The organism is Caballeronia sp. GACF4 (genome assembly GCF_023631025.1).
Taxonomy (GTDB): Bacteria; Pseudomonadota; Gammaproteobacteria; order Burkholderiales; family Burkholderiaceae; genus Caballeronia.
Genome location: NZ_JALQDW010000025.1, coordinates 244,041 through 268,609, shown reverse-complemented (window position 1 = coordinate 268,609; position 24,569 = coordinate 244,041). Strand labels below are relative to the sequence as shown.

28 protein-coding genes are annotated in these 24,569 nt (G+C 61.8%); 22 read left to right on the top strand and 6 right to left on the bottom strand.

Features of this window, described 5'->3' with window-relative positions; translation table 11 throughout:
• The first annotated feature begins 207 nt into the window (after positions 1-207).
• Complete coding sequence (locus NCR40_RS23575; protein ID WP_250510809.1) at positions 208-2,016, top strand: tetratricopeptide repeat protein; 1,809 nt, start codon at positions 208-210, stop codon at positions 2,014-2,016.
• 55 nt (positions 2,017-2,071) lie between these two features.
• Here the strand turns inward: NCR40_RS23575 and NCR40_RS23570 are convergent, their stop codons facing one another.
• A complete protein-coding gene (locus NCR40_RS23570) occupies positions 2,072-3,463 on the bottom strand; it encodes an aminotransferase-like domain-containing protein (protein ID WP_250510808.1) in 1,392 nt (463 codons plus the stop codon).
• A 17-nt stretch (positions 3,464-3,480) separates the two neighbouring features.
• On the opposite strand from NCR40_RS23570, the gene NCR40_RS23565 reads away from it, so the two are divergent.
• From NCR40_RS23565 to NCR40_RS23525, 9 genes are all read left to right on the top strand, one after another.
• On the top strand, positions 3,481-3,678 hold the full coding sequence (locus tag NCR40_RS23565; protein ID WP_250510807.1) for a hypothetical protein: 198 nt from the start codon (positions 3,481-3,483) through the stop codon (positions 3,676-3,678).
• 154 nt (positions 3,679-3,832) lie between these two features.
• Positions 3,833-4,315: an MSMEG_0572/Sll0783 family nitrogen starvation response protein gene (locus NCR40_RS23560; protein ID WP_244829948.1), complete on the top strand. Its 483-nt coding sequence runs from the start codon at positions 3,833-3,835 to the stop codon at positions 4,313-4,315.
• Between the two features lie 5 nt (positions 4,316-4,320).
• A complete protein-coding gene (locus NCR40_RS23555; RefSeq protein WP_244829949.1) occupies positions 4,321-5,325 on the top strand; it encodes a Nit6803 family nitrilase in 1,005 nt (334 codons plus the stop codon).
• A complete protein-coding gene (locus NCR40_RS23550; protein ID WP_370652265.1) occupies positions 5,318-6,388 on the top strand; it encodes an MSMEG_0568 family radical SAM protein in 1,071 nt (356 codons plus the stop codon). The genes NCR40_RS23555 and NCR40_RS23550 overlap by 8 nt, the downstream gene beginning before the upstream one ends.
• A 2-nt stretch (positions 6,389-6,390) precedes the next feature.
• The gene (locus NCR40_RS23545) at positions 6,391-6,942 is read left to right on the top strand and encodes an MSMEG_0567/Sll0786 family nitrogen starvation N-acetyltransferase (RefSeq protein ID WP_244829951.1); all 552 of its coding nucleotides are present in this window, start codon (positions 6,391-6,393) and stop codon (positions 6,940-6,942) included.
• Positions 6,939-7,910 carry a sll0787 family AIR synthase-like protein gene (locus NCR40_RS23540; RefSeq protein ID WP_250510806.1) on the top strand — a complete coding sequence of 324 codons (972 nt, stop codon included), beginning with the start codon at positions 6,939-6,941 and terminating at the stop codon, positions 7,908-7,910. The genes NCR40_RS23545 and NCR40_RS23540 overlap by 4 nt, the downstream gene beginning before the upstream one ends.
• Positions 7,907-9,064, top strand: a complete 1,158-nt coding sequence (locus NCR40_RS23535; protein ID WP_250510805.1) for an MSMEG_0565 family glycosyltransferase — start codon at positions 7,907-7,909, stop codon at positions 9,062-9,064. Before NCR40_RS23540 ends, NCR40_RS23535 begins: the two co-directional genes overlap by 4 nt.
• Before the next feature lie 12 nt (positions 9,065-9,076).
• The gene (locus NCR40_RS23530) at positions 9,077-9,361 is read left to right on the top strand and encodes an MSMEG_0570 family nitrogen starvation response protein (RefSeq protein WP_250468704.1); all 285 of its coding nucleotides are present in this window, start codon (positions 9,077-9,079) and stop codon (positions 9,359-9,361) included.
• Positions 9,362-9,388: 27 nt separating this feature from the next.
• Positions 9,389-10,669 carry an MSMEG_0569 family flavin-dependent oxidoreductase gene (locus tag NCR40_RS23525; RefSeq protein WP_250510804.1) on the top strand — a complete coding sequence of 427 codons (1,281 nt, stop codon included), beginning with the start codon at positions 9,389-9,391 and terminating at the stop codon, positions 10,667-10,669.
• 63 nt (positions 10,670-10,732) lie between these two features.
• Here the strand turns inward: NCR40_RS23525 and NCR40_RS23520 are convergent, their stop codons facing one another.
• Positions 10,733-11,014, bottom strand: a complete 282-nt coding sequence (locus NCR40_RS23520; protein ID WP_250510803.1) for a hypothetical protein — start codon at positions 11,012-11,014, stop codon at positions 10,733-10,735.
• Between the two features lie 159 nt (positions 11,015-11,173).
• On the opposite strand from NCR40_RS23520, the gene NCR40_RS23515 reads away from it, so the two are divergent.
• Both NCR40_RS23515 and NCR40_RS23510 read left to right on the top strand, forming a co-directional pair.
• On the top strand, positions 11,174-11,812 hold the full coding sequence (locus NCR40_RS23515; RefSeq protein ID WP_244829957.1) for a TetR/AcrR family transcriptional regulator: 639 nt from the start codon (positions 11,174-11,176) through the stop codon (positions 11,810-11,812).
• Positions 11,809-12,627: a helix-turn-helix transcriptional regulator gene (locus NCR40_RS23510; protein ID WP_244829958.1), complete on the top strand. Its 819-nt coding sequence runs from the start codon at positions 11,809-11,811 to the stop codon at positions 12,625-12,627. The genes NCR40_RS23515 and NCR40_RS23510 overlap by 4 nt, the downstream gene beginning before the upstream one ends.
• A gap of 12 nt (positions 12,628-12,639) precedes the next feature.
• Here NCR40_RS23510 and NCR40_RS23505 read toward each other — a convergent pair whose 3' ends face one another.
• The gene (locus NCR40_RS23505; RefSeq protein ID WP_244829959.1) at positions 12,640-13,083 is read right to left on the bottom strand and encodes a DUF2000 domain-containing protein; all 444 of its coding nucleotides are present in this window, start codon (positions 13,081-13,083) and stop codon (positions 12,640-12,642) included.
• A 277-nt stretch (positions 13,084-13,360) separates the two neighbouring features.
• Between NCR40_RS23505 and NCR40_RS23500 the strand changes: the two genes are divergently transcribed.
• The 6 genes from NCR40_RS23500 (at position 13,361) to NCR40_RS23475 (ending at position 18,363) form a co-directional block, all read left to right on the top strand.
• Positions 13,361-14,131, top strand: a complete 771-nt coding sequence (locus NCR40_RS23500; RefSeq protein ID WP_250468695.1) for a flagellar brake protein — start codon at positions 13,361-13,363, stop codon at positions 14,129-14,131.
• A 76-nt stretch (positions 14,132-14,207) separates the two neighbouring features.
• Positions 14,208-14,549, top strand: coding sequence for a hypothetical protein (locus NCR40_RS23495; protein ID WP_250510802.1), 342 nt, complete (start codon positions 14,208-14,210; stop codon positions 14,547-14,549).
• A 54-nt stretch (positions 14,550-14,603) separates the two neighbouring features.
• A complete protein-coding gene (locus tag NCR40_RS23490; RefSeq protein ID WP_250510801.1) occupies positions 14,604-15,077 on the top strand; it encodes a hypothetical protein in 474 nt (157 codons plus the stop codon).
• 6 nt (positions 15,078-15,083) lie between these two features.
• Positions 15,084-15,749, top strand: a complete 666-nt coding sequence (locus tag NCR40_RS23485) for a MarC family protein (protein WP_244829963.1) — start codon at positions 15,084-15,086, stop codon at positions 15,747-15,749.
• Positions 15,750-15,869: 120 nt separating this feature from the next.
• Positions 15,870-17,624, top strand: coding sequence for an L-arabinonate dehydratase (araD, locus tag NCR40_RS23480; RefSeq protein WP_250510800.1), 1,755 nt, complete (start codon positions 15,870-15,872; stop codon positions 17,622-17,624).
• A 4-nt stretch (positions 17,625-17,628) separates the two neighbouring features.
• Positions 17,629-18,363 carry a ribonuclease activity regulator RraA gene (locus NCR40_RS23475; RefSeq protein WP_250510799.1) on the top strand — a complete coding sequence of 245 codons (735 nt, stop codon included), beginning with the start codon at positions 17,629-17,631 and terminating at the stop codon, positions 18,361-18,363.
• Between the two features lie 3 nt (positions 18,364-18,366).
• Here the strand turns inward: NCR40_RS23475 and nudC are convergent, their stop codons facing one another.
• Complete coding sequence (gene nudC, locus NCR40_RS23470; protein ID WP_250510798.1) at positions 18,367-19,293, bottom strand: NAD(+) diphosphatase; 927 nt, start codon at positions 19,291-19,293, stop codon at positions 18,367-18,369.
• A gap of 215 nt (positions 19,294-19,508) precedes the next feature.
• Between nudC and NCR40_RS23465 the strand changes: the two genes are divergently transcribed.
• Positions 19,509-19,841 (top strand): hypothetical protein, encoded by a 333-nt coding sequence (locus NCR40_RS23465; RefSeq protein ID WP_244829967.1) that lies wholly within the window; start codon positions 19,509-19,511, stop codon positions 19,839-19,841.
• Positions 19,842-19,868: 27 nt separating this feature from the next.
• Here the strand turns inward: NCR40_RS23465 and NCR40_RS23460 are convergent, their stop codons facing one another.
• Entirely contained in the window at positions 19,869-20,366 is a 498-nt protein-coding gene (locus tag NCR40_RS23460) for a response regulator (protein ID WP_250468672.1), read from the bottom strand.
• A gap of 201 nt (positions 20,367-20,567) precedes the next feature.
• Here NCR40_RS23460 and NCR40_RS23455 point away from each other — a divergent pair, with 201 nt between their 5' ends.
• Together NCR40_RS23455 and NCR40_RS23450 are read left to right on the top strand one after the other, a co-directional pair.
• On the top strand, positions 20,568-21,227 hold the full coding sequence (locus NCR40_RS23455) for a glutathione S-transferase family protein (protein ID WP_244829969.1): 660 nt from the start codon (positions 20,568-20,570) through the stop codon (positions 21,225-21,227).
• A gap of 23 nt (positions 21,228-21,250) precedes the next feature.
• The gene (locus tag NCR40_RS23450) at positions 21,251-21,961 is read left to right on the top strand and encodes a DUF899 family protein (RefSeq protein ID WP_250510797.1); all 711 of its coding nucleotides are present in this window, start codon (positions 21,251-21,253) and stop codon (positions 21,959-21,961) included.
• Positions 21,962-22,040: 79 nt separating this feature from the next.
• On the opposite strand, the gene NCR40_RS23445 is transcribed toward NCR40_RS23450, so the two are convergent.
• Complete coding sequence (locus tag NCR40_RS23445; protein WP_250510796.1) at positions 22,041-23,180, bottom strand: acyltransferase family protein; 1,140 nt, start codon at positions 23,178-23,180, stop codon at positions 22,041-22,043.
• A 62-nt stretch (positions 23,181-23,242) separates the two neighbouring features.
• Between NCR40_RS23445 and NCR40_RS23440 the strand changes: the two genes are divergently transcribed.
• A complete protein-coding gene (locus NCR40_RS23440; RefSeq protein WP_250510795.1) occupies positions 23,243-24,559 on the top strand; it encodes an acyltransferase family protein in 1,317 nt (438 codons plus the stop codon).
• Positions 24,560-24,569 lie beyond the last annotated feature (10 nt).

The window sequence follows — 24,569 nt, the reverse complement described above, 5'->3', positions numbered from 1 at the left end:
CAGAGGCTTTGAATTATTACGTCTGGTATGAACGACTCAGCGACTGATCCATAAGTTTCGTGACGGACTACCTTAGCGTTTCAAATCAGTGAAACCACAACTAAGGAAGTCGTCGTTACAAAAAGAAAGAAGGATCAGCCGCGTGGACTTATCCCATTTGCAATGGCGCGGAAATAGAAGGCCTGCAACGTAGAGATGGATTCAAAAATGAGTACGCAAGATGCAACGGTAACGCAAACCGAAAAGGCGTTTCGAGAAGCACTAGCCTTACGTCCAGATTCTCCTGCCGCACATAACAACTTCGGCGTCTTTCTCATGCAGGTCGGGCGTTTGGCGGAATCAGAAGTCATATTACGCAGGGCCATTGAACTTCGACCCGATTCGGCGGATATCGCGCTCAATCTCGGCGCCGTCCTGTTCCAGCTCAAACGTTTTGCCGACGCTGAGCCGCTGGTTCGCCGCGCGTTGACACTTCGCCCTGGCTTTGCAATGGCAAGTCATGTGCTCGGCTGCATATTGCGAGATAGTGGTCGTGCCGATCTCGCTGAAATTGCTTTTCACGACGCCATCGCCCTTCAGCCGCAACATTTCGACGCACATATCAGTCTTGGAGCAATAGCGCGATCGAGTGGCCGTCTCACAGAGGCTGAAGAGATAAGCAGACGAGCTATCGAGATTCGCCCGACGGCGACCGAGGCACACTGCCTACTCGGCGACGTGATGTTCAACGCCGGCCGAGACGATGAAGCTCTTGCTTCGTACCGGCAAGTTTCGGCTCTCGATCCAACTAACGGCTTTGGGCATTGCGGGGTAGCGCTTGTGCAGCAGCGGCGTGGCGAGTGGGCCGAAGCCGAACTGTGCCTTCGCCGAGCGATATCTCTGCAACCCGAATCGTTCGAAGCTCGTCTAAATCTAAGTGCCTTGCTCACCGATTTCAACCGACTACAGGAGGCGGAAACCTGGTTGCGCGAGGCGATTGCCCTGCGTCCGCAGAGTGCGGGGGCTAAGTTTGGCCTTGGCATCCTGCTGTTGAGAATGGGTCGATATGAAGAAGGGTGGGAATTTTTCGAAGAAAGGAACTCCGACTCGTTTGACTACGCCACTTTTGGCCTGATAGAACGGAAGGCAAGGGCGGTGTCGATTGTCGCGTGGCAAGGCGAGTCCCTTCAGGACAAGTCTTTACTAGTTGTTTTCGAGCAGGGCCTCGGTGATGCAATTCAGTTCGTGCGTTTCATGCCGCTCCTCAAAACGGCGGGCGTCGCTCGATTGACAGTGGCCTGTAATCACGGGCTTTTCGCATTGTTTCAGGGCGTCGAAGGTATCGATTCCATCATCGATATCGGTGTGCAACCCGGCGCAGCCGATTACGACCGCTGGTGCTTCTCAATGAGTGTTCCGGGGCTCATGCATATGACGCTACATGGCATTCCTTGGCGGGCGCCGTACGTTAAGCTGCCAAGTGAGCGTCTCGAAGCTTGGGCCAAGCGCATGAGCGGGTTGAGTGCGCGACGATCCTTGAAAGTTGGGCTTACCTGGGCGGGTTCGCCCGCGCTTGGCAATTTCAGGAGCGGTCCCGATCAAACGAAACTCGATGCTTTGCGATCGCTACACTTTCGGAACCTCCTTCCGCTGCTGGATAACCCCAGCGTGACTTTCTTCAGCTTGCAGCACGGCAAACCCCGAACGCAGCTTGCCGAGGTTTCACCGCATGGCGAAGTCATCGACTTGATGAACGACGCCAACGACTTGGTCGATACGGCGTGCATCATCGAGCAGTTGGATCTGGTGATCAGCGTCGATACATCCGTCGCCCATCTAACAGGTGCGCTTGGAAAGCCGGTATGGATATTGAATCGATTCTCGGGTGACTGGCGTTGGCTCGATGATCGCGAAGACTCGCCCTGGTATCCGTCTGCGCGGTTGTTTCGGCAGAAGCGGCGTGGCGATTGGGATGAAGTGATAGAGCGCGTCCGAGACAGTCTGATCAAGCTCGCAATGGCTTCGGTCACGACCTGATCGACAAGCCCTGCGCCATGGGGGCGGCTCATATGCGTGGCTTCGTCAACACCCCTCAAAGCATCGGCATATGCAAATGATGCGGATCGGCCAGCATATCGGCCACCCGCTTCAAAGCCTCCCTGCAATCCTCGCGATTCTGCGGTCCACCCAGACACAAGCGCAACGCATTAGGCGGATTGCCATCCGTTGAAAACGCCGCGCCCGCAACGGCTCCGATCCCCTGATTACGCAACTGCAACGCCAATTCCGAAGCGCTCCAGTCACACAAGTCGGGCACGGGCAACCAGAGATGAAAGCCATGCGGATGCGCGCTAAACGGAAAGTCGCGCAACGCCTGCGCCGCAATCGCCTGCCGCGCGATCGATTCCTCGCGCATGGCATCGAGCACGTCGGCGGCGGTGCCGTCGTTGATCCAGTGCGTCGCCAGCAGCACCGTATATGGGCTCGGCATCACTGTCGTCGCGCGCAACGCGCCAGCGATCCGCTGCGTCTGCCGTGGCGTCGGCGCCTTGAGATACGCCACGCGCAAGCCCGCACCGAAGGTCTTCGATAAGCCCGTGACGTGATAAGTCAGCTCGGGCGCGAGCGCGGCAAGCGGCGCGGGCGCATCGAGCGGCAACATGCCGTACGGTTCATCCTCGATGATCGGCACGTTATAGCGCATGGCGACATCCGCCAATGCCTCGCGTCGTTGCGCGCTGATGGTCAACGTACTCGGGTTCTGCAAGGTCGGATTGCAGTAGAAGCCGCCTGGCTTCTCCGTCTTGCAAAGCGCTTCGAACGCATGCGGCAGCGGCCCCTCGTCGTCGCGCGGCAACGCCTGCAAGCGAACCCCGAGTTGCGATGCGATAGCCTTGATGCCAGGATACGCCAGCGTATCGAGACAGATCATCTCGCCCGGCCGCGCAAGCTGCGAAACAAGCGCCACCAACGCGCTATGAATGCCGGGACAGACGAGCACCGTATCGTCCTCGCAATCGGGCAGTCGCATGCGCAGCCATACACGGCCCGCCGCGCGATCCGCCGCCGTCCCGCCGAAGTCCTGATAGCGCAACAACTGCCACGGGTCCGCACTCTGCATCAGACTGGCCGCCGATGCCCGCAAGCGCGCCGTCAACCCGGGCGGCTCGGGCGGCATGTTCATCGACATCTCGACGCTGCTGCCGCCCGCCAGCGGCAAGGTCTGCGTTCGGCCGCGCACGAAGGTGCCGCTGCCCGCGCGCAGATCCAGCAAGCCGCGTTTGCGTGCTTCCGCATAAGCGCGCGCCACGGTCGTGTAGTTGAGGTTCAGGACGTCGGCGAGATCGCGCAGTCCCGGCAGACGATCGCGCGGACGCAAGCGACCGCTCGCGAGATCTTCCTCGATGAGATCGGGAATCGTCAGATAAGCAGGCTTGCGGCTCTCTTCGAGCTTCCTGATCCAGTGATGCGCGGGCTGATTCATAGGGGCGATTCCCTTGTGTGCATGCGATCAGCCAAGCATGCCGCATCAAAAAAGATCGCATAAGCCTGGACGAGCTGATTGCATTGATCGCATCGATGCACGGCTTCGGTGTCGCGCGCACCAGCGCCATGCGTGTCTGCGCCGAATTCGTGCGCGCGATCTTCATTGATTGCATCGACAAAACGTCGCGAAGCGTTACCCATCATGGCGCGTGAAAATTTTTTCGGCGCGCATCGCCGCAGCGCTTTTTATTGATCGCGAAGTGATTGCATTTCGCGGGCCAATCATTGGCATATCCGTTGCGTTTGTAGGCTCGCCGTCGCGACAACTCGATGCGCGCCATATCAGACACCACCATCGGAGAATGCCATGCCCGCAGTCACGCAACCGCTTCACAAGAACGGCGATTATCTGGTCGACTACGAAGAGAAGGTCTTCGAGGATGTCAAAGCCGAGCCCGGCGAAAAAGCGCTCGTCACGTTTCATACGGTCGCGTTCGAAGGCTCGATCGGCTTCGTGAATCTGCTGCAGGCAACGCGTCTGCAACGCAAGGGTTTCGATACTTCCGTGCTGCTCTACGGCCCCGGCGTCACGCTCGGTCTGCAACGCGGCTTTCCCACGCTTGGCGACGAAGCCTTCCCCGGTCATCTCAACTTCAACAAGCAACTACAGAAGTTCATGGCCGAAGGCGGCAAGGTCTATGCATGCCGATTCGCGTTGCAAGCGCTGTATGGGCACGGCGAAGCGTCGTTGATCGAAGGCATCCGGCCGATCAGTCCGCTCGATGTCCTCGACATCCAGCTGCTCCATCGAAAGGATAACGCGCTGATCATTCATACGTGGACCGTCTGACGATCATGGCCGCACAGAGCGCAAAACGCATCGTCCGCGCGGCGGCCGTGCAGATCACGCCCGACTTCGAGCGGCCCGACGGAACGCTCGACAAGGTGTGCACGGCTATCGACGAAGCCGCCGCGAAAGGCGTGCAGTTGATCGTGTTCCCCGAAACCTTCGTGCCGTACTACCCGTACTTCTCGTTCGTGCGCGCGCCGGTTGCCATGGGCGCCGATCACATGAAGCTTTACGAACAGGCGGTCGTGGTGCCGGGACCGGTCACGCATGCAGTCGCCGAACGCGCGCGGCTCGGCAATATCGTGGTCGTGCTCGGCGTGAACGAACGCGATCACGGCAGCCTCTACAACGCGCAACTCATCTTCGATACCGACGGCAAGCTGTTGCTCAAGCGCCGCAAGATCACGCCGACGTATCACGAACGCATGGTCTGGGGACAGGGCGATGCAGCGGGTCTCAAGGTCGTGGATACGAGCATTGGACGTGTCGGTGCGCTTGCTTGCTGGGAGCACTACAACCCGCTCGCGCGCTATGCGTTGATGACCCAGCACGAAGAGATCCACTGCAGTCAGTTTCCCGGCTCGCTCGTCGGGCCGATCTTCGCGGATCAGATCGAAGTGACGATCCGTCATCACGCGCTGGAGTCCGGCTGCTTCGTCGTCAACGCGACGGGCTGGCTCACCGAGGCGCAGATCGAAGCCATCACGCCCGATCCGAATCTGCAGCGCGCGCTGCGTGGCGGCTGCAACACCGCGATCGTTTCGCCCGAAGGCCAGCACGTGGTCGAGCCGTTGCGCGAAGGCGAGGGCATGGTCATCGCCGATTTGGACATGTCGCTCATCACCAAGCGCAAACGCATGATGGATTCGGTCGGCCATTACGCGCGACCCGAGTTGCTGAGTCTTGCGATCAACGACCGTCCCGCCATGCCCGTCATGCCATTCACCGGAGCCTCATACGATGAGCGCCAGAGAGAACCTGCCAGCGTCGAGCCGGCAATTGATGACTGAGCTTCAGTCGGCGGGCCTGCGGCTCGTCGATCCGCGCGCCGGCGTTTCGAGCCGGCGCGGCGGCGCGGGGCCATCGGATCACAAGGCCGTCACCGTCGATGGCGTGACGATCATGGTGCCCGTGCATACGAGCACCGCGTGGAACTCGCCCTTCGTCGCGGGCGAAGCGGACGCGAACGGCACGAGCGCGTTGATGCGCAATGCGATCCCTATCGCGAGCATCAGCTTCCCCAAAGCGCCGCGTTTCTATGCGATGCAGACGCTCGACGGCGTGCCGTACTCGCACATCGCCACCTTGCACAGCAAGGACGTGCTCGCGACGACGGTGCTGCAAACCTGCATCCGCTATGAAAGCCGCCGCAAGTCGTGCAAGTTCTGCGCGATCGGGCAATCGCTCGCGGCGGGGCGCACCATCGCGCACAAGACGCCCGAGCAGCTTGCCGAAGTGGCGCGCGCGGCGGTTCTGCTCGATGGCGTGAAGCATATGGTCCTCACGACCGGCACGCCGCCCACGCCGGATCGCGGCGCAAAAGTGCTGTGCGACAGCGCGTTCGCCATCAAGGCCGCCGTCGATCTGCCGATTCAGGCGCAGTGCGAACCGCCCGATGACGACCGCTGGTTCGAGCGCATGAAGGCAAGCGGCATCGATACGCTCGGCATGCATCTCGAAGCGGTGACGCCCGCCGTGCGCGATCGCATCATGCCGGGCAAGGCCAGCGTGCCGATGTCGCGTTACATGGAAGCGTTCAAGGCAGCCGTCGCCGTCTTCGGACGCGGACAGGTCAGCACGTACATTCTCGCCGGCCTCGGCGATAGCGCGCAGTCGATCATCGACATGTCGCGCGAGTTGATTGCGCTCGGCGTGTATCCGTTCGTCGTGCCGTTCGTGCCGATCAGCGGCACGCCGCTCGAAGACCATCCCGCGCCGGAGCCGGAATTCATGCGTTCGGTGCTGGCGCCCATCGGCTCGATGCTCGCCGAAGCACAGATGCGCTCGACCGATATCAAGGCCGGCTGCGGCAAGTGCGGCGCGTGTTCGTCGCTTTCATCGTACGAGGTGTGATCATGTTCGTCGAAGCCGATGTGCCCGATCTCGATTACTCGCCGGTCGAATATCGCGTGAAGTGGGCGACGCTGTCGTGGGAAGCGAGCGAAGCCTACAAGCTGCGGCGCGCGGTGTTCTGCATGGAGCAAGGGATATTTATCGGCGATGACCGCGACGCTATCGACGAACGCGCGCAACTGCTCGTCGCGCTGAGTTGCGTGGCGGGCATGCCGGAACAGGTCGTCGGCACGGTGCGCATCCACGAGGAAGAGCCCGGCGTGTGGTTCGGCTCGCGCCTTGCCGTGCACGCTGCGTTTCGCTCGCACGCGAAGATCGGCGCGACCTTGATCCGGCTTGCGGTATCGAGCGCGCATGCGTTGGGCTGCGAGACGTTTCTCGCGCACGTGCAGTCGCAGAACGCGCCGCTCTTTGCGCGCCTGCGCTGGGATTCGCTCAAGGAGGAAGCCATTTTCGGGCGCCCGCATCATCTGATGCAGGCGCAACTCGATGCGTATCCGCCGTGCGTCACGCCGCAAAGCGGCTTCGTCGCGCTGGCGCGCAAGCCGTCATGAGCACGTTGTCTGCACTGGTCGAGCGTTTGCGCGAGAGCCGCGGCTTTCGCCACAAGCGCGATATCGCGGATGTCGTGAGCCGCTTGCCCGACAACCGTCTCGATCTTTCGCGAGCGGTTGCAATCGGCGACGACTGCGCGGCTATTCGCGATGGCGACGGCTTTCTGCTCTTCGCCATCGAAGGCATGGTCAGTGACTTCGTGCGCGCCATGCCGTGGTTCGCGGGCTATAGCGCGGTCATGGTCAACGTGAGCGATATCTATGCGATGGGCGGCCGCCCGCTCGCCGTAGTCGATGCGTTATGGAACGCGAATATCGAAGACGCCTCCGAAGTGCTCGCGGGCATGACGGCTGCATCGGCGACCTACGGCGTGCCTGTCGTCGGCGGACATAGCAACGTGCAGAGCGACGGCGCGCAACTCGCGGTGGCCATTCTCGGCCGCGCCCGCAAGCTCTTGACGAGTTTCGATGCACGACCCGGCGACGCGCTTCTCATGGCCGTCGATCTGCGCGGCAAGTATGAAGACCCGTATCCGTTCTGGAATGCGTCGACCGATGCGCCGCAAGGCCGTGCGCGCGACGACTTCGAGATACTGCCCGCGCTCGCCGAAGACGGACTCTGCGATGCAGCGAAGGACATCAGCATGGCGGGCGCGCTCGGCACCGCGCTCATGCTGCTCGAATGTTCGAAGGCGGGCGCTCGTATCGATCTCGATGCCATCCCGCGTCCCGCTGACGCCGACCTCGAACGCTGGCTCACCGCCTTTCCGAGCTTCGGCTTCGTGCTGTCGGTGCGCCCCGAACATGTCGATGCCGTGCGCGCGCGTTTCGAAGCCCGTTCGCTGGCGTGCGCCGCGATCGGCTCGGTGGATGCGTCGCGCGAAGTGGTCGTCGAACGTGGCGGGGAAAGCGCGCTGTTATGGAATCTGCGGGAAGAAGGCTTCATTTGCGCGAGGAGCGCGACATGATGCGCATAGGCTTGCTCACGCATTCGGTGAATCCGCGCGGGGGTGTCGTGCATAGCCTCGAACTCGCGCGTGCGCTCCACGAAAGCGGCCACCTCTTGACGATCTTTGCGCCCGCGCGTGAAGGCGAATCCATGTTCCGCGCATCGCCGTGCCGCGTGGTGCTGGCGCGCGTGGCCGGAACGCGCGATGGTCTCGTCGCAATGGTCGATGAGCGCATCCGCGCGCTGAAACATGCGCTGATCGAAGAAGGCGCGGAGAGCTTCGATGTTCTCCATGCGCAAGACAGCATTGGCGGCAATGCGCTCGCCGAGCTTAAAGCGGAAGGCTGCGTCAAGGGATTCGTGCGTACCGTTCATCATCTCGACAATTTCGACGATGCGCGTCTTTCGCACTGGCAACGTCGCGCGTGGCAAGACGCCGACGCCGTGCTCTGCGTCAGCGATGCATGGACGCGCACGATGTACGACACGCATGGCGTGCATGCGCGCACGGTGAGAAACGGCATCGACAGAACGCGTTATGCGGCGCGCGCGGACCGACAGCGCGACGAGTTACGCAAGCGCTTCGCGATAGGCGCGGGGCGGGTCGTGCTGGCTGTGGGCGGCATAGAGGCGCGCAAGAACACGCTCATGCTGCTCGAAGCGTTTGCGCTGCTGCGTGCGCAACGGCCATCGGCGCAACTGGTGCTTGCCGGCGGCGCGAGCCTGCTCGACCACGACGCCTACACGCGCCGCTTTCTTGCGCGTGCAGCCGAGCTCCGCCTCGATCACACGCAAGTGATCCTTACCGGTCCCTTGCCCGACGATCAGATGCCCGCGCTGTTCAGCATCGCCGATGTCGTCTCCATGATCTCGCTACGCGAAGGCTTCGGCCTGGTCGTACTCGAAGCGCTGGCGAGCGCCAAACCCGTCGTGATCTCGCATATCGAACCGTTCACCGACTATCTCGACGATCGAACCTGCATCTTCACCGATCCACATGACGCCGCTTCGATTGCCAAGGCGCTTGCAAAAGCAATGGACGGTGCACACGACATCGATTTCGATCAAGCCGTGCCGGCCTTGCTCGACCGCTACACATGGCAGGCGAGCGCTGCGCATCATCTCGACATCTACGGCAAGTGGCTGCAAAGCCTGCCGCTCACGACCGTCTAAAGGAACGCCACCATGCCTGTCATGCACTTTCGAATTCGCTGGCCCGATGGCGTCGAAGCGAACTGTTATTCGCCGTCCACGGTCGTCGGCGAATTCTTCACACCGGGCAACACCTATCCCGTCGATGACTTCGTCGCGCGCTCACGCGAGGCGCTGACGATAGGCTCCGAGCGCGTGCGCGAGAAGTACGGCTTCGCGTGCTCGGCCGCGATGGATCAACTTGCGCAGATCGAAGCCGACGCGGGCCGCTTCGATGCAAGACCCGGCGCGCTCGTCACCGTGCTCGCGCTCGATTGAAGTCCTTGAATCAAAGGGAATCGGAACATGTCGAACGTCACTTCCACAGAGACGCATTACAGCGTGATCGTCGTTGGCGGCGGGCAGGCCGGGCTGTCGGTCAGCTACTTTCTGCAGCAGGCGAGCATCGATCATCTCGTGATCGAGAAAGCGACCGTCACGCATACCTGGCGCACGCAGCGCTGGGACACCTTCTGCCTCGTCACGCCGAACTGGCAATGCGCGTTGCCGGGCTACCCGTACACCGGCGCGGACCCGCATGGCTTCATGAAGAAGGATGAGATCATCGACTATCTCGATGGCTTCATCGCGAAGGTCAATGCGCCCGTGCTCGAGCAGACCGCCGTGTTACGCGTGCAACGTGATGCAGCGGGCCGCTATGCCGTGAAGACCACGCAGGGCGAGTTCACGGCGGATCAGATCGTGGTGGCATCGGGCGGCTATCACACGCCTATCGTCCCGCGCATGGCCGAACGCTTGCCGCAGGAGATCGCGCAGGTGCAGTCGTCGGAATATCGCAATGCGGATCAGTTGCCACCGGGCGCGGTGCTCGTCGTCGGATCGGGCCAGTCGGGCGCGCAGATCGCGGAGGACTTGCATCTCTCGGGACGCAAGGTGCATCTCGCCGTGGGCGAAGCGCCGCGTTGCGCGCGGTTCTATCGCGGACGCGACGTGGTCGACTGGCTCGCGGACATGCGCTACTACGAAATGCCCGTGACGGATCATCCGTTGCGCGAAGGCGTGCGCGACAACACCAATCACTACGTGACGGGCCGCGACGGCGGCCGCGATATCGACCTGCGCCGCTTTGCACAGGAAGGCATGGAATTGTTCGGGCGGCTGCAGGATCTCCGCGATGGCAAGCTGCGTTTTGCGCCCAACCTGCGCGCGAATCTCGACGAAGCCGACGATATCTACAACCGCATCAACATGAGTATCGATGGCTTCATCGACAAGCATGGCATCGACGCACCCGCAGGCGAACGCTACGAACCCGTGTGGCAGCCGCAAGACGAGCGCACCGAGCTTGCGTTGACGGACAGCGGGATCACGTCGGTGGTGTGGTGCATCGGCTTCACGCCGGACTTCAGCTGGCTCGATGCGCCGGTCTTCAACGGACGCGGCTACCCGACGCACCGGCGCGGCGTGACAGCCACGCCCGGCATCTACTTCGTGGGCTTGCCGTGGTTGCACACATGGGGCTCGGGCCGCTTTTCGGGCGTCGCGCGCGACGCGCAATTTATCGTCGATGCGATCTGTGCCGAACGGGCCGCCACGGTCGATCAGATATCGATCGCGTGCGCCTGATGCTTGACGCGAGTGAAACGGCCCGCGCTAAAACGAACAACGAAGCGGGCCTTGGCCACACATTCACTTCACCGATGCAGCGCTATTGAGCTGTGCATAGTCGGCGGGCATGGCGCCGGACGTCAGCACGGTGGCAGGCAGATGCTGCGTGTCTTCCGCCGATACGGCGCCGACGAACTTCCAGCCGGCCGGCATCTTCACGAACGTGTAGCCCGTGGGTTGATCCACGAACACCGAATAAACCGGACTCGCTTGCGACACGACAGGCGCGGCGGTTTGCGCAAACGAAACCAGCGGCGCGGCCAGAACGAACGCGGCGGCCAAGGCGGTAATAGATGATTTCATGTTGATGCTCCAGAAAGCTGAATTGTGTAATGATCGACACACATATTAAAACACTGGTCCGTGCAAAGGTCCAGATATTTTGTTACGATCAACACAGAATTCAGAATTCCATGGAACGCACCAATCGCGTGCCACGTCGTTCATAAAAACGGAGACGACATGACGCTGCATCGAGATGAAGTCTTGGAGACGGTTCACAAGACGCGTGGCCGACCGCGCGCCTTCGACCGCGACGCCGCCCTCAGGCGCGCGATGGAAGTGTTCTGGGCCAAGGGTTTCGACACCTGTTCCATGGCCGATCTCGTCGATGCCATGGGCATCAACTCGCCGAGCCTTTATGCCGCGTTCGGCAGCAAGGAAGACTTGTACCGCGAGGCGATCGCGCTCTATTCCGCCGCGGAAGGTGGCGCGGCGGTGCGCCAGTTGCGCGCGCACGAGTCCGCGCGCGACGGTTTGCGCGCCATGTTCCGCACGAGCATTGAGCTTTTCACGAGCGGGACGGGGCCACGCGGCTGCATGATCTTTCTGGGCGGCATGTCGGTGGCGCCGGAGCACGGCGAGTTGCGCGACGAGTTGCGCAAGATTCGCCGTCAGGTGGCAAGCGCCATCGCCGCGCGGCTCAACGATGCGCGCAAACACGGCGAGCTCCATGCCAACGCGGACATCCATGCGCTCGCTGCGCTTTGCATGACGCTCTTCGCGGGCTTGTCCATCGAGGCGCAGGATGGCGTGCGTCGCAACGCGCTGTACGCCGCGATCGATCAGTTCATCGCGAGCTTGCCGTTCGAATCGAAATGAAAGCGCCGCTCAAGGCCGACACGCACATCTGGCGCGCGCCGGAACTCGGCGCGGAACTGCTGCGCGGCCGCTTTGCCGATTTCTCCTACGACGTCCATGCGCACGACACCGCCTGTTTCGCGCTGCTGACGGGCGGCGCCATCCGCATCCGCATGCGCGGCACGGAGTTTGTGGCGCGACGTGGCGACCTCTACGCCATCGACGCCGATGAACCGCACGCGGGCTGGCCCGTCGACGAAGCCGGCTGGACGCAGCGCACACTCTATGTCGATGTCGCGCATCTGCGTGCGCTCGCGGGCGACGAACGTATGCGCGGCGGAGGGCTGATCGGCCCGATCATTCGCGATCCGGCGTTGTGCGCGGCGCTTCACGATGTGCACCGGTCATCGGAAGAGCAGGGACCGTCGCTGTATCGCGACGAGCGGTATTTGCAGTTCGCGGCGCGTCTCACCGGCCGGCATATGACGGATCGCACGAAGGACGCAAAAGCGCCGCGCGAACCGCGCGCCGTGGCGGCCGCGCGCGGGTTTATCGACGAACGTCTGGGCGAGCAGGTGCATCTGGAGGATATCGCGGAGGCGGCGAATTTGCCGCCCTATCGCTTGTTTCGCGCCTTCAGTCGTGAAACCGGCATGACGCCGCACGAGTATCAGCGGCAGGCGCGCGTGCGCGTCGCCATGGCGTTGATCCGCGATGGCGGCGCGTTGAGCGATATCGCGGCCGCGACCGGTTTCGCGGATCAGGCGCATCTCACGCGCACTTTCCGCCGCATGCTTGGTGTCACGCCAGGCGCATACAAGACGGCGACGCGTTGAATCGAAGCAAGTTTATTTAAGCAGGCCGAGATTCGCGACCGCTTTGCTGACGGGCTTCTTGTCGCCGATCAGCGCGAGACCGACATAGCGCAAGGCCTCGGTTTCCACGCTGGCGACGGCATCGCGGAAGGCGTCGTAATCGGTCGTTTGCTGGCCTTGCACGGGAAACGTCACGACATCGCACGATGCGGCCGCGGCCTTCGCGCGCAACGCCGATAACGTGTCCTGATCTGCCGCCAGCACTGCAATGCCGATGGGAATCAGCCCCGGATGCGCGTGCCCAGAGGCATCGACGAGCGGCGCGCCGACGAGCGACGGATGCCGCTGCCCCACCGTCAGCGCCAGCACCGCCGCCGCGTTCGCCGCCCGGCCGGGTGGCAGTTCGCTATCCACCACGATCACGCAGCGTTGCGGCCGCGCGCTTGGTTCATGTTGTTCCGGTGATGCGCTCGTCATAAGGGCTGTCCGTTTCGGTTCGAAGTGACGCATTGTGAAAGCGCTGGCGGCTTGTCGTCTTGAATCCTGTTGCACGCATGTTGCAACGCTGGCGCGTCGGCGCAGGCATTCTGAAAGCCTCGAACCCTTTCCTGCCGGGCAAAACGCTGAAATAACACGAAAACCTAGTCGTAACCCGCGTTATGAAGCGTTTGCTTTTCGTGCAAACTGCGCATATTCGAGACGTAGCTCGCATTGTTCGTCGTTCCTGCTGGAAACCTCAATCGACCCGACCGCCATGCTCGCTGAAACGCAGTCGCAGACTGCCCCGCCCATTACCGACATCGAACAACTCGCAGAAGACTACGCGCGCTTTGCCCGCCGTACGCCTTCCGAAATGGGCATTTGTCTGCGTTCGCTCCTGCAGCGGCGCGACATGCTGACAGTGGCGAGCGCGCACGGCCAGATCGTCACGCAACTGCTGGAAGTGGACCCGCGCGAAGGGCGTATCGTGTTCGACTGGGGCGGCGTGGAGTCGGACAATCGCGCGTTGCTCGCAGCGCCGCAGTTGTACTTCAAGGGCGCGCCGGAAGGCGTACGCGTCGAGTTCACGACGGGCCCGGCGCAAGCGGTGAGCTTCGAGGGACGACAAGCGTTCGAAGTATCGTTCCCGGAAGCCGTCTATCACGTGCAGCGCCGCGAGTACTTCCGCGTGCCGGCGCCCATTCTCGATCCCTTCTTCGCCAAGGGCACTTATCCGGACGGTGACCCGTTCCACTGCGAAGTGCACGACATTTCGCTTGGCGGCGTCGCGCTGCGCATGGATACGCCGCGCCTCGCGGAAACGGAGATCGGCACGCTCTTCACCGATGTCCTTTTGAACCTCGGTGCGGGCGGCTCGCTTTCGGTGGATCTCGCGCTCGTCTCGCCACGCAGTATCACGACGCCGCGTGGCGACGTGCGCTATGTCGTCGGCTTTCGCTTCACGCGGCTTTCGGGCTCGGCGGAAAGCGTGTTGCAGCGACTCATCACGCGCATCGAGGCGAAGCGGCGCAGCCTGTCGGCGTGAGCGCGGACAGAGGAAACGAGGCGCGTGGAGTAGAATTCGGGCCTCATTCCAGCCGTTAAGACGACGCATGTTGACTATGTTGCCCAGAGCCTGGCGCGGAGAAGAACGCTTCTGGAAAGTCTGGTGGCTACTGGGTCTGCCCTTGCATCTCGCATGGTGGGCGCTCTATCTCTACCTGCTGTCGAGCGGCCTCGCTCCCGAAACGTTCCTGTTGCTCACCATCTGGTTCTGGCCCGGCACGCTCGCGTTATTCGCGGCGGGTTCGGTACTCTATCTGGCGTGGTGCACGGTGGCGTGGCGTTGTTCCGGCAATGTCGATAACCGCTTCTGGACGATCCTCGCGCGCGTGCTGATCGGCGTGGGGCTGGGCTCGTTTCTGACCGAATGGCTGTTGATTCTCGGCGCGCCGCTCGCCTGAGTGCGACGCCTGGCGCGATGCTTCGCGGTTTCTTTTGACACGGAGTGCCTTTGCATGCCGCTTCGATCGATGTTCCGTTTCCTGAGCGCTTGCTGCGCCGCCGCCGCGTTGTGCGGCGCGCTGCCACCGGCGGCCAACGCGCAGACCGATCAGGATGTCGATGCCCGCATCGACACGCTCTTCGGCGCCCACGAGACATATCGCGCGTTCTTCGACAAGCTCAAACAGGCCGTCGCGGCCGGCGACAAGAACGCGGTCGCCGGCATGGTCCACTATCCGATCGCGGTGCATCGCAACAGCAATGGCGACAACGCCTTGCTGCGTAACAAGCGCGAGTTCGTGGCGGCCTACGCGGGTATCTTCACGCCAGAACTCGTCGATACCGTCGCGCATCAGCAATACGCCAAGCTCTTCGTGCGCGATCAAGGCGCGATGATCGGCGACGGCGAAATCTGGTTCAGCGGCGTGTGCCGTGACGACGCCTGCAAGGACTCGGACGTTCGGATCACGGCGTTCAATCTGGAGTGAGCGGACATGTTCACGGAGTTCGCGAAGACCGTGCTCGTGATCGTCGCGGGCCTTTTTCCGATCATCAATCCGCCCGCGGTCGCACTCGTCGTGCTGAGCATGCTGCCGCATCTGGCCGATGCCGAACGCAGCGAACTCGCGCGGCGCATCTGCATCAATAGCTTCGCCATCCTGGTCGTGTCGCTGCTGGTCGGTGCTTATGTGCTCAACTTCTTCGGCATCTCCATTCCGGTGCTGCGCGTGGCGGGCGGTATCGTCGTGGCCATGGCGGGGTGGGGATTGCTCCAGGCGCCCGACGACGACACAACGACCGAACCCGCGCCCACGCCGCGTAGCGGTGCTTCGCTGCGCGCCAAGGCGTTCTATCCGCTGACTTTGCCGATCACCGTCGGACCGGGTGCCATCGCTGTCGCCATCGCGCTCGGAACCGGGTCGCCGCGTGAAGGGTTGCAGCCGGTGCATCTGATCGGCGTGATCGTCGGTCTCGTGCTCGTCTGCGCGAGCATCTACTTGTGCGTGCGCTTTGCCGGGCATCTGGAAAGGCTGCTCGGCACGGTCGGCACGCAGGTCGCCATGCGGCTTTTCGCGTTCGTCATCTTCTGCATCGGCGTGCAGATTCTCTGGCTCGGGCTCTCCGATCTCATTGCGTCGGTGCGGCTCAGTATCAAATGAATCGTAAACCCTAGGCGACGCGTCTTCGATGCGAGCGCTAGGATGCGGTTCGATTCTATGGTAGCGATACCATCGCACTGAAAGACCGGACGACGAACCGGCCGCTTAAGGAGACACGGTTTGACCTCATCCCGCAAGACGCCCGAACAGTTGCGCAGCCACCGCTGGTACGGCGTGAACGACCTGCGCTCCTTCGGTCACCGTTCGCGCACGGCGCAGATGGGCTATCACTCGTCCGATTACATGGGCAAGCCGGTCATCGCCATTGTGAATACATGGAGCGAGATCAATTCGTGCCACACGCACTTCAAGCAGCGCGTCGAGGAAGTGAAGCGCGGCGTCTGGCAGGCGGGCGGCTTTCCCGTCGAAATGCCGGTGATGACGCTCGCCGAGCCGTTCCAGAAGCCGACGACCATGCTCTACCGCAATTTTCTCGCGATGGAAGTCGAGGAACTGCTGCGGTCATATCCGTTCGATGGCTGCGTGCTCATGGGCGGCTGCGACAAGACCACGCCTGGCCTGCTGATGGGCGCGATCAGCATGAATCTGCCTTCCATCTTCCTGCCCGCCGGCCCGATGCTGCGCGGCGACTGGAACGGCCGCACGCTCGGCAGCGGGTCGGACACGTGGAAGTACTGGGCCGAACTGCGCGCGGGCAAGATCACGGAAGACGAGTGGAAGGGCGTGGAGAGCGGCATTGCGCGCTCGCCGGGCCATTGCATGACGATGGGCACCGCCTCGACCATGACGAGCGCCGCCGAAGCGCTCGGCCTCACGCTGCCGGGCTTCGCTTCGATCCCCGCCGTGGATTCGCGGCACGCGCAGTTCGCATCGCTGACGGGGCAACGCATCGTCGAAATGGTGTGGACCGATCTTAAGCCGCTCGACATCCTCACGCCGAAGTCGTTCGATAACGCCATCACCACCGTGCTCGCGATGTCCGGTTCGACCAACGCCATCGTGCATCTCGTGGCCGTCGCGCGCCGCGCGGGCGTGCCGCTCACGACCGCGCGTTTCGATGAGTTGTCGCGCATCACGCCCGTCATCGCGAATCTGCGTCCGGCCGGCAAATATCTGATGGAGGACTTCTTCTATGCAGGCGGCCTGCGCGCGCTGCTCGCGGAACTCGGCGATCTAATCGATGGCTCGCAACTAACTGTCAATGCCGCGACCCTCGGCGAAAATATTCAGGGTGCCGAAATTTTCGACGATGACGTCATTCGCCGGCGAAGCAACCCGCTCGTGCCGAACGATGGCCTCGCCGTGCTAACCGGCAACCTTGCGCCCGATGGCGCCGTCATCAAGCCGGCTGCGATGGAAGCGCATCTGTTGCGGCATCGCGGCCCGGCGGTCGTGTTCAGGGATTACGCCGACATGGCCGCGCGCATCGACGATGAAGCACTCGACATCACCGCCGATTCCGTGATCGTACTGCAGCACGCAGGACCGGTCGGCGCGCCCGGCATGCCGGAGTGGGGCCAGTTGCCGATTCCGCAAAAGCTCCTCAAGCAAGGCGTGCGCGACATGGTACGCATCTCGGATGCGCGCATGAGCGGCACGAGCTACGGCGCGTGCGTGCTGCACGTGGCGCCGGAATCGTTCGTCGGCGGACCGCTTGCGCTGGTCGAGGATGGCGATGTCATCGAACTCGACGTGCACGCGCGCAAGCTTCATCTCGACGTAAGCGACGCGGAACTCGCCGCGCGCAAGGCGGCGTGGATCAAGCCGAAACGCCCGTTCGAGCGCGGCTTTGGCGTGATGCATCAACTGCACGTCACCCAGGCGAACAAGGGTTGCGACTTCGACTTTCTCGAAGAACCCTTGGCCGATGACTCTGCTGAAATGAAATCGCACGACGATCCGGAAATTCACTGACACCATGACCATTCAAGACATCGACGTCGCCGACGAAACCATCGAGCAACTGCGCCACGTCAGCACCGCGACGCTCACCACGCAGCTTTTCAAGCGCGGCTTGCGCAACGTGTTTCTGCAAGGCGTCGCGCCGCTCGTCAAGCCCGCTAACGGCGCGCCGAACCTCGTCGGCCCCGCGTTCACGTTGCGCAATATTCCGGCGCGTGAGGATATCGATCACGTCGGCGTGTTTAAGGACCCCGATCATCCGCAGCGCAAGGCCGTCGAAACGGCGCCGCCTGGCAGCGTGCTCGTGCAGGATTGCCGCGGCGATCGCACGGTGGCGTCGACGGGATCGATATTGACCACGCGTCTCAAGGTGCGCGGCGTCGCGGGCATGGTCTCGGACGGTTGCGTGCGCGACAGCGGCACGATAGGCGATATCGGCTTGCCGTTGTTCTGCGCGGGCGCGAGCGCGCCGCTCAATCTCGCGAAGCATCACGCGGTCGATATGAACGTGCCGATTGCATGCGGCGGCGTGGCGGTGTATCCGGGCGATATCGTCGTCGGCGACGTGGATGGCGTCGTCATCGTGCCGCGTCACATGGCGTCCGAGGTCGCAAGGGACGCGGCCGAGCAGGAGTTGCTGGAAGAGTTCATCGCGAAGCGCGTGGCGGACGGCGCGATCTTGCGCGGCATGTATCCGCCGAACGAAGAAACGCTCGCCGCCTACGCGCAATGGCGCAAGACACGCGGCTGATTTTTATTCTTCCGCGAACGCCTTCAGCAAATGATGCGCGATGGCAAACGGCTTCGGCGCGGACAAGCCTTGCGCGTGGGAGCCATCGAGCATCGACGCTACTTCCTCGCGTGAGAACCAGCGCGCATCCTCGAGCTCGTTGTAGTCGATCGTGATGTCGGTTTCGACCGCGCGTGCGAAGCAGCCGATCATCAGCGACGATGGAAACGGCCACGGTTGCGAAGCGTAGTAGCGCACGTCGGCCGAGCGGATGCCCGCTTCCTCCAGCACTTCCCGGTAAACCGCATGCTCGAACGTCTCGCCCGGCTCGACGAAGCCCGCAAGCGCCGAGTACATGCCGGGCGCGAACTGCTTTTGCCGCCCGAGCAGGCAGCGCTCGCCATCGGTGACGAGCATGATGACGACCGGATCGACGCGCGGAAAATGCTGTGCGTGGCAATTCGGACAAAGGCGTCGCCAGCCCGCGCCGGCGGCATCCGTGGCGTGGCCGCAGTTCGCGCAAAAGCGGTGCCGCCGATGCCAGTCGAGCATCGAACGCGCTTCGCCGAGCGCACTGACGAGCGACGGTTCGACAAGACCTTGCATTGCGATGGGCCGCAACTCCACCGCTTCGACGGGCGACGCGTCGAGCGCATTCGCAATACTCTCGGCGCTGCCTTCGAGCGCGTGCGCGAAGAGCGCTCGGCCATCCGCTTCGCGACCGAGCAGCACAGTTTGCAGCGGCGCGCCGAATTTCGCGGCTTCGTCTGCATCGAACAAAGGATCGTGACCGTGCGCGCGCTTGAAGAGCGGCACATCGTTCACGAAGAGCAGAAAGCGCGTGGACGTCTGATCGCGCAGACCGGCGACGAAGCTGTCGTCGTCGCGCTTTTCGGAGACGCGGTCGAGCGGAGCAAGCGTGAAACCGATGGCGTGGGGCGGCGTGGGCATGATGTTTTTATCGATGAGCGGGATGCGTGTCATCCGCGCGTACTGGGGATATTCGTTCAGTCGGACATCGTAGCGAAGTTGGCGGGTTCTTGCTGATGGGCAATTGCTTGACGGCAGGCTTACAGTTATCGCGCGGTTTTAGGATTTATCCCGTGGCGGCCGCCAAGCCCAGACTCCTAGAGTTCAGCTCCAACTCAACTAAAAGGGGAAGACTCATGGAGCCAAACATATCCGTGTCGATCGACGAGAAAGGGCAGCCCGTCATCACGCACGGCATGCCGCTTGCCGATTACTGCGTGCAGCGCGCGCAGACGTTGCGCGCGATGGTCCAAGTGGTATGCGGCGCGAAGCGGCCAGGAGAGGACGCGGGCGTCGTGTCCGCCGCGCTCATCAAGCCTCTGATGCAGTTGATCCGCACTCAGGTCGACGAGCTCGAACCGCTTTTCAGGGCGCTCGATCAGCGCGCGTACGAGAAGGGTTTCGATGACGGCAAGGAAGTCGGTTACCCCAGGCGCGCGCTGGTGGAACTGGACAAACAGAAGGTCTAGCAATGGCGCGGGGCACGCGCCCCGCGTTCAACTTGCGACTGTTTTGACGGACACGCGCACGTCGCGATACGACGGATTGATATCGAAGCTGCGCGCGGTGTTGCAGTACGCCGCGATACGGCGGGAAACAATGCCCGTTGCCCCTGACAACGCGCGCTGACAAACGCGCTCCATTTCGCGCAACTCGTCGCACTTGCTGACGATACCCGCCGCGCCCGCCTCTTGCATCGCGAAGAGCGTACTCGGCTCGGTTTCCTGCGTAAAAGCAACTACGGGTACATCGGGGAAACGCTCGCGCACCATGCGCAGCAGCGGAAACTCGCCGCCTGGCGCGCCTTCGAACGCACAATCCATCACGATGAGATCGCCGCCCGTCCTTTCGAGCTTCGTGAACAACTGCGCGGCGTTGCGCGCCGTTGCCGCCACCCGATAACGCCCGCGCGCCTCGAACCAACTTTGCAGGCCCAGCAGCACGACGGGCTGGTCGTCCGCTATCACGATATTTATCTTATAGATGGGCGTCATGCAGAGTTTCGCGGGTTTCGCTGGTGCTTCGGGTCTCGCACCTTAACAAAGGACGGCACGTCAGCGCTGCATCGCACAACAAAATTTTTTTAATTCCGCATGATCCGCTGTCGATTTTCAACGTGGCCGCGCGTCGTGCAGATAAGGGCCAAAGTCGCGACGGTTTTTTGCTTCTTTCGGCTCATTACAGGAGGTTTGTCGATGAGTCTGATTCTGTACGCGCATCCGTTTTCCTCGTATTGTCAGAAGGTGCTGACCGCGCTGTACGAGAACGCGACGCCGTTCGAATGGCGCGCGCTTTCGCCGCAAACGCCCGAGGCGATGCGGGAACTGACGGAGTTGTGGCCGATAAAGCGCTTTCCCGTGCTCGTCGACAACGGCCGTTCCGTGATCGAGGCAAGCGTGATCATCGAGTATCTCGGGTTGTTTCATCCCGGCCCGGTGCGCTTGATTCCGGAAGATCCGCGCGCCGCACTGGAAGTGCGCTTTCTCGACCGCTTCTTTGACAACTACGTGTCCACGCCGCAGCAGAAGATCGTGTTCGATTGCATGCGCGCGGATGGCGAGCACGACCCGCACGGTGTCGCGGATGCCCGCGCGATGCTCGACACGTCCTACGCCTGGCTCGACCGCCTGATGGCCAAACGCGAATGGGCGGCGGGCGATGCCTTCACTCTCGCCGATTGCGGCGCGGCGCCGTTTCTGTTTTACGCGGACTGGACGCATCGCATCGATGAGCGGTACGCGAACGTCATCGCGTATCGAAAGCGTCTGCTAGCGCGGCCTTCGTTCGCGCGTGCGGTGGATGAAGCGCGGCCGTATCGCGCGTTCTTTCCGCCGGGCGCGCCGGATCGCGATTAAGCCTTCATGACAGGAGACGAAACATGAATAAGCTCGTTCCCGCAGCAGAACTGGCCCAACGCGCCACCATGACTTTTCCGAACGAAAGCGCGGAGTATCGGCAGGCGCGTATTGCGTTGCTTGCCGAGGAAATCGAATTGAGGCGACATATCGAGCGGGTTGCGGAGATGCGGCGCGCGCTGCCGCCTGGCGGTATCGTCAAGGGCGATTATCACTTCGATAGCGAGCGCGGCGCGGTCGATATCGACGGGCTCTTCGGCGACAAGAACACGCTCGTCACGTATAGCTACATGTTCGGGCCGGAGCGCAAGCGGCCGTGCCCGATGTGTACGTCGCTGCTATCGGCGTGGGAAGGGGAGGCGGCGGACATTGGACAGCGCGTGGCGCTGGCGGTCATCGCGCGTTCGCCGCTCGAACGGCTGGTCGCGTTCAAGCAAGAGCGCGGCTGGCGCGATCTTGCCTTGTTCTCGGATACGAATGGCAATTTCAGCCGCGATTATCACGGCGTTTCGAAAGACGGCGGCGACGAACCGGCCATCAATGTCTTCACGCGGCGCGACGGCGTGATTCGCCATTTCTGGAGCGGCGAGATGGATTTCGCCACGGCCGATCCCGGCGAGGACCCGCGCGGCGCGCCCGATCCAATGCCGCTCTGGACCGTGCTCGACATGACGCCGGAAGGGCGCGGAACGGACTGGTATCCAAAGCTGGAGTATGGGGCGAAGAGTGAGTAAGGTGCTGAACCATCGCAATTGCAAGCACCTGCAATTACGCGTCAGCGACACGCCGCACACGGTCACTGGCGCATGCAAACTACTTCGGCCCCTGCGTGCCGAGCGCATCGCCATGCGTCATGCCAGCCTGCCGGCTTCTGCCCACCCGCGCCGCGAAGCGATCCTTCATGCGCAGGAACGGCACTTCGACCAGGAAGTAGCTCAAACTCGCGGCGACGAGCGCACCGATTACGCAGCCCGGAAAGCCGAATGCAACCGGCGAATGCGGATGCATGAATAGCTGCTGCCATAAGTAAAGGCTGAACGAGATCGTGCCGACATAAACGAACGGCGCGGTACGCAGCAAGCGCGAGAACCAAAAGCCCTTTTGCGATACCAACACGATGATGACGAAGCCGACCATCGCGGCTTCGAGCGTCGTGCCATAGGTGGCGCGCCATAAGCCGCCGAGTTTGTCCTGCACGGGAGGCACGACGAACATTAGAAGCGCGATCAGCACGCTGGGAATGACCGAGCCTAACGGCAGCGACGCGACCTTTTGCGCGAGACGGTCCTTATTCATCGCGACATAGCAGCCGATGAGAATTGGATCGATACCGGTATGCAGCATCATGCTGAGTTGCCCGCGAAGGCTCGGCGCCGCAAAATAAGTGGCTATTCTCACGAGTGGCACGAAGAAGATCAATCCGATGAGTACACGTTGATTGCCGCGCTTCAGGATGTAAAAGAGAAGCGGCGGCCAAAACCAGTAAAACTGCTCTTCGAGCGCGAGCGTCCAGAAGTGCCCGAGATACCAAGCGCCTTCGACGTGAGCCGCGTTCACGTTCGCAAGGCCCGCAACGCCGGCATAGTTCCAGAGATGCAATGCAGCCAAAGCAACCTGCCGATGATCGACATCGACGAGACCGGCAGCCGCTAGCGTCGACACGATCATGAGATAGATATAGAACGCGGGCCAGATGCGCAGCGCGCGCTTTGCGTAAAAAGGCATGAGGCGAATGGTGCCGGTTGCTTGCCACTCGGCTTGCAGAATGCCTGTAATCAAAAAACCGCTCAGCACGAAGAACATCAGCACGCCGAGCCTGCCATCCGATATTAGGCGCAGCGGCGCATAGACGCCTTTGAAACCGCCATCGCTCATATGCTGCGCGTGTCCGATGACGACCATCATCACCGCAATACAGCGCAAGCCTGTCAGCTCTTGCACATGCTTCTTCATCGATATTCCTTAAGGAAGTCATGATCGGCGGCTAGTCGTTTAGTCGCACGCGCTCGAGCTCGATGGTCGATCTAAAAAATTGGGAAGAAATAGCTCGGCTTGTTAGGAAATATTTCCGGTGCACGGTAGCGGCAGCTTTAGCGGCTTCAGCCCAAGGCTCAAGCACACAAGAAAAGTACAAAGGGATTTTTTTATTTTTATCCCTTCTATTCTTAAGCTGCCACCTATCTACCAGACAAGATCGTGCAAAGATGAACGAGAAAATTCGCGGCTTCGACGGCCTGCGCGGCATCGCCGTGTTCCTGGTGTTTCTTCATCACAAGGCAATGGCCGAAGGAACCGGCTTGGGCCATCTGGGCGTATGGATATTTTTTGCGCTAAGCGGATTTTTGATCACCGACATATTGACGACACAGCGACGGTATATCGATGCAGGCACGAGTACGTTCGGCGCGGAGTTGAAACGCTTTCTGTATCGGCGGACGTTGCGCATTTTCCCGATCTACTATCTGCTGCTCGCCACGCTTGCGGTGCTGATGACCATGGGTTTCGCCGGCCCCGAGTTGGCGGGCGGCATGCCGTATCACTTCGCCTATTTGTCGAACTTCTGGATTGCGGATGTGCTGCACGCGTGGCCGGGCCGTTATTCACACTTATGGAGCCTCTCGATCGAGGAGCAGTTTTATATCGTCTTCGCGCCACTGTTGCTTGGCCTTCGGGCAGATTGGCACGGGCGCATATGCTGGCTGGTGCTTGCGCTTGGGGTGGGCTCGCTCTTTACCATGAAGGCGCTGCACGACTCACCGATTGCGATTTATACGCATCCGCTAACCAATTTTTGGTTGCTTGCGCTTGGGGGTATAGGAGCCGCGTTCGTCAAGCGCAGTCGCTTGCGCGCGCCGCTTTACGCGGTCGTCATTATCTCTACGGTGATCGCGCTCTTGTGTTTTCAGGAACCCGAGTGGGAGCGCTTGGCCAATCCCTATTCATACACCGCGCTGTATGTTCTCTATGGCGCATGTATCGCAATGCTCGTTTGCGCGATAGCATGTAGCGCAAGCGGTCCGCTCTTGCGCGTGCTTGAGTGGGCGCCATTGGCGGCGCTAGGAAAGATTAGCTATGGATTTTATCTTTACCACGGCTTCATTCCCGACTTCTACAAGAGCGCGAGCGTCAAGGCGTTGTTTGGCGCGTCGGGTGTTCCATGGTGGGCGCGTTTTCTTTGCGTACTTGCGTCGTTTGCGCTGACGTGGAGTTTGGCGCGGCTTTCGTGGCGTTTTATCGAAGCACCGATTTTACGGCTCAAGAATCGGCGCTTTATGCGGGTGTCAGTGCAAGGTCCGGCCAATGCCGAATTAAGCGGCGGGGAAGCACGCTGAAGCACTTGAG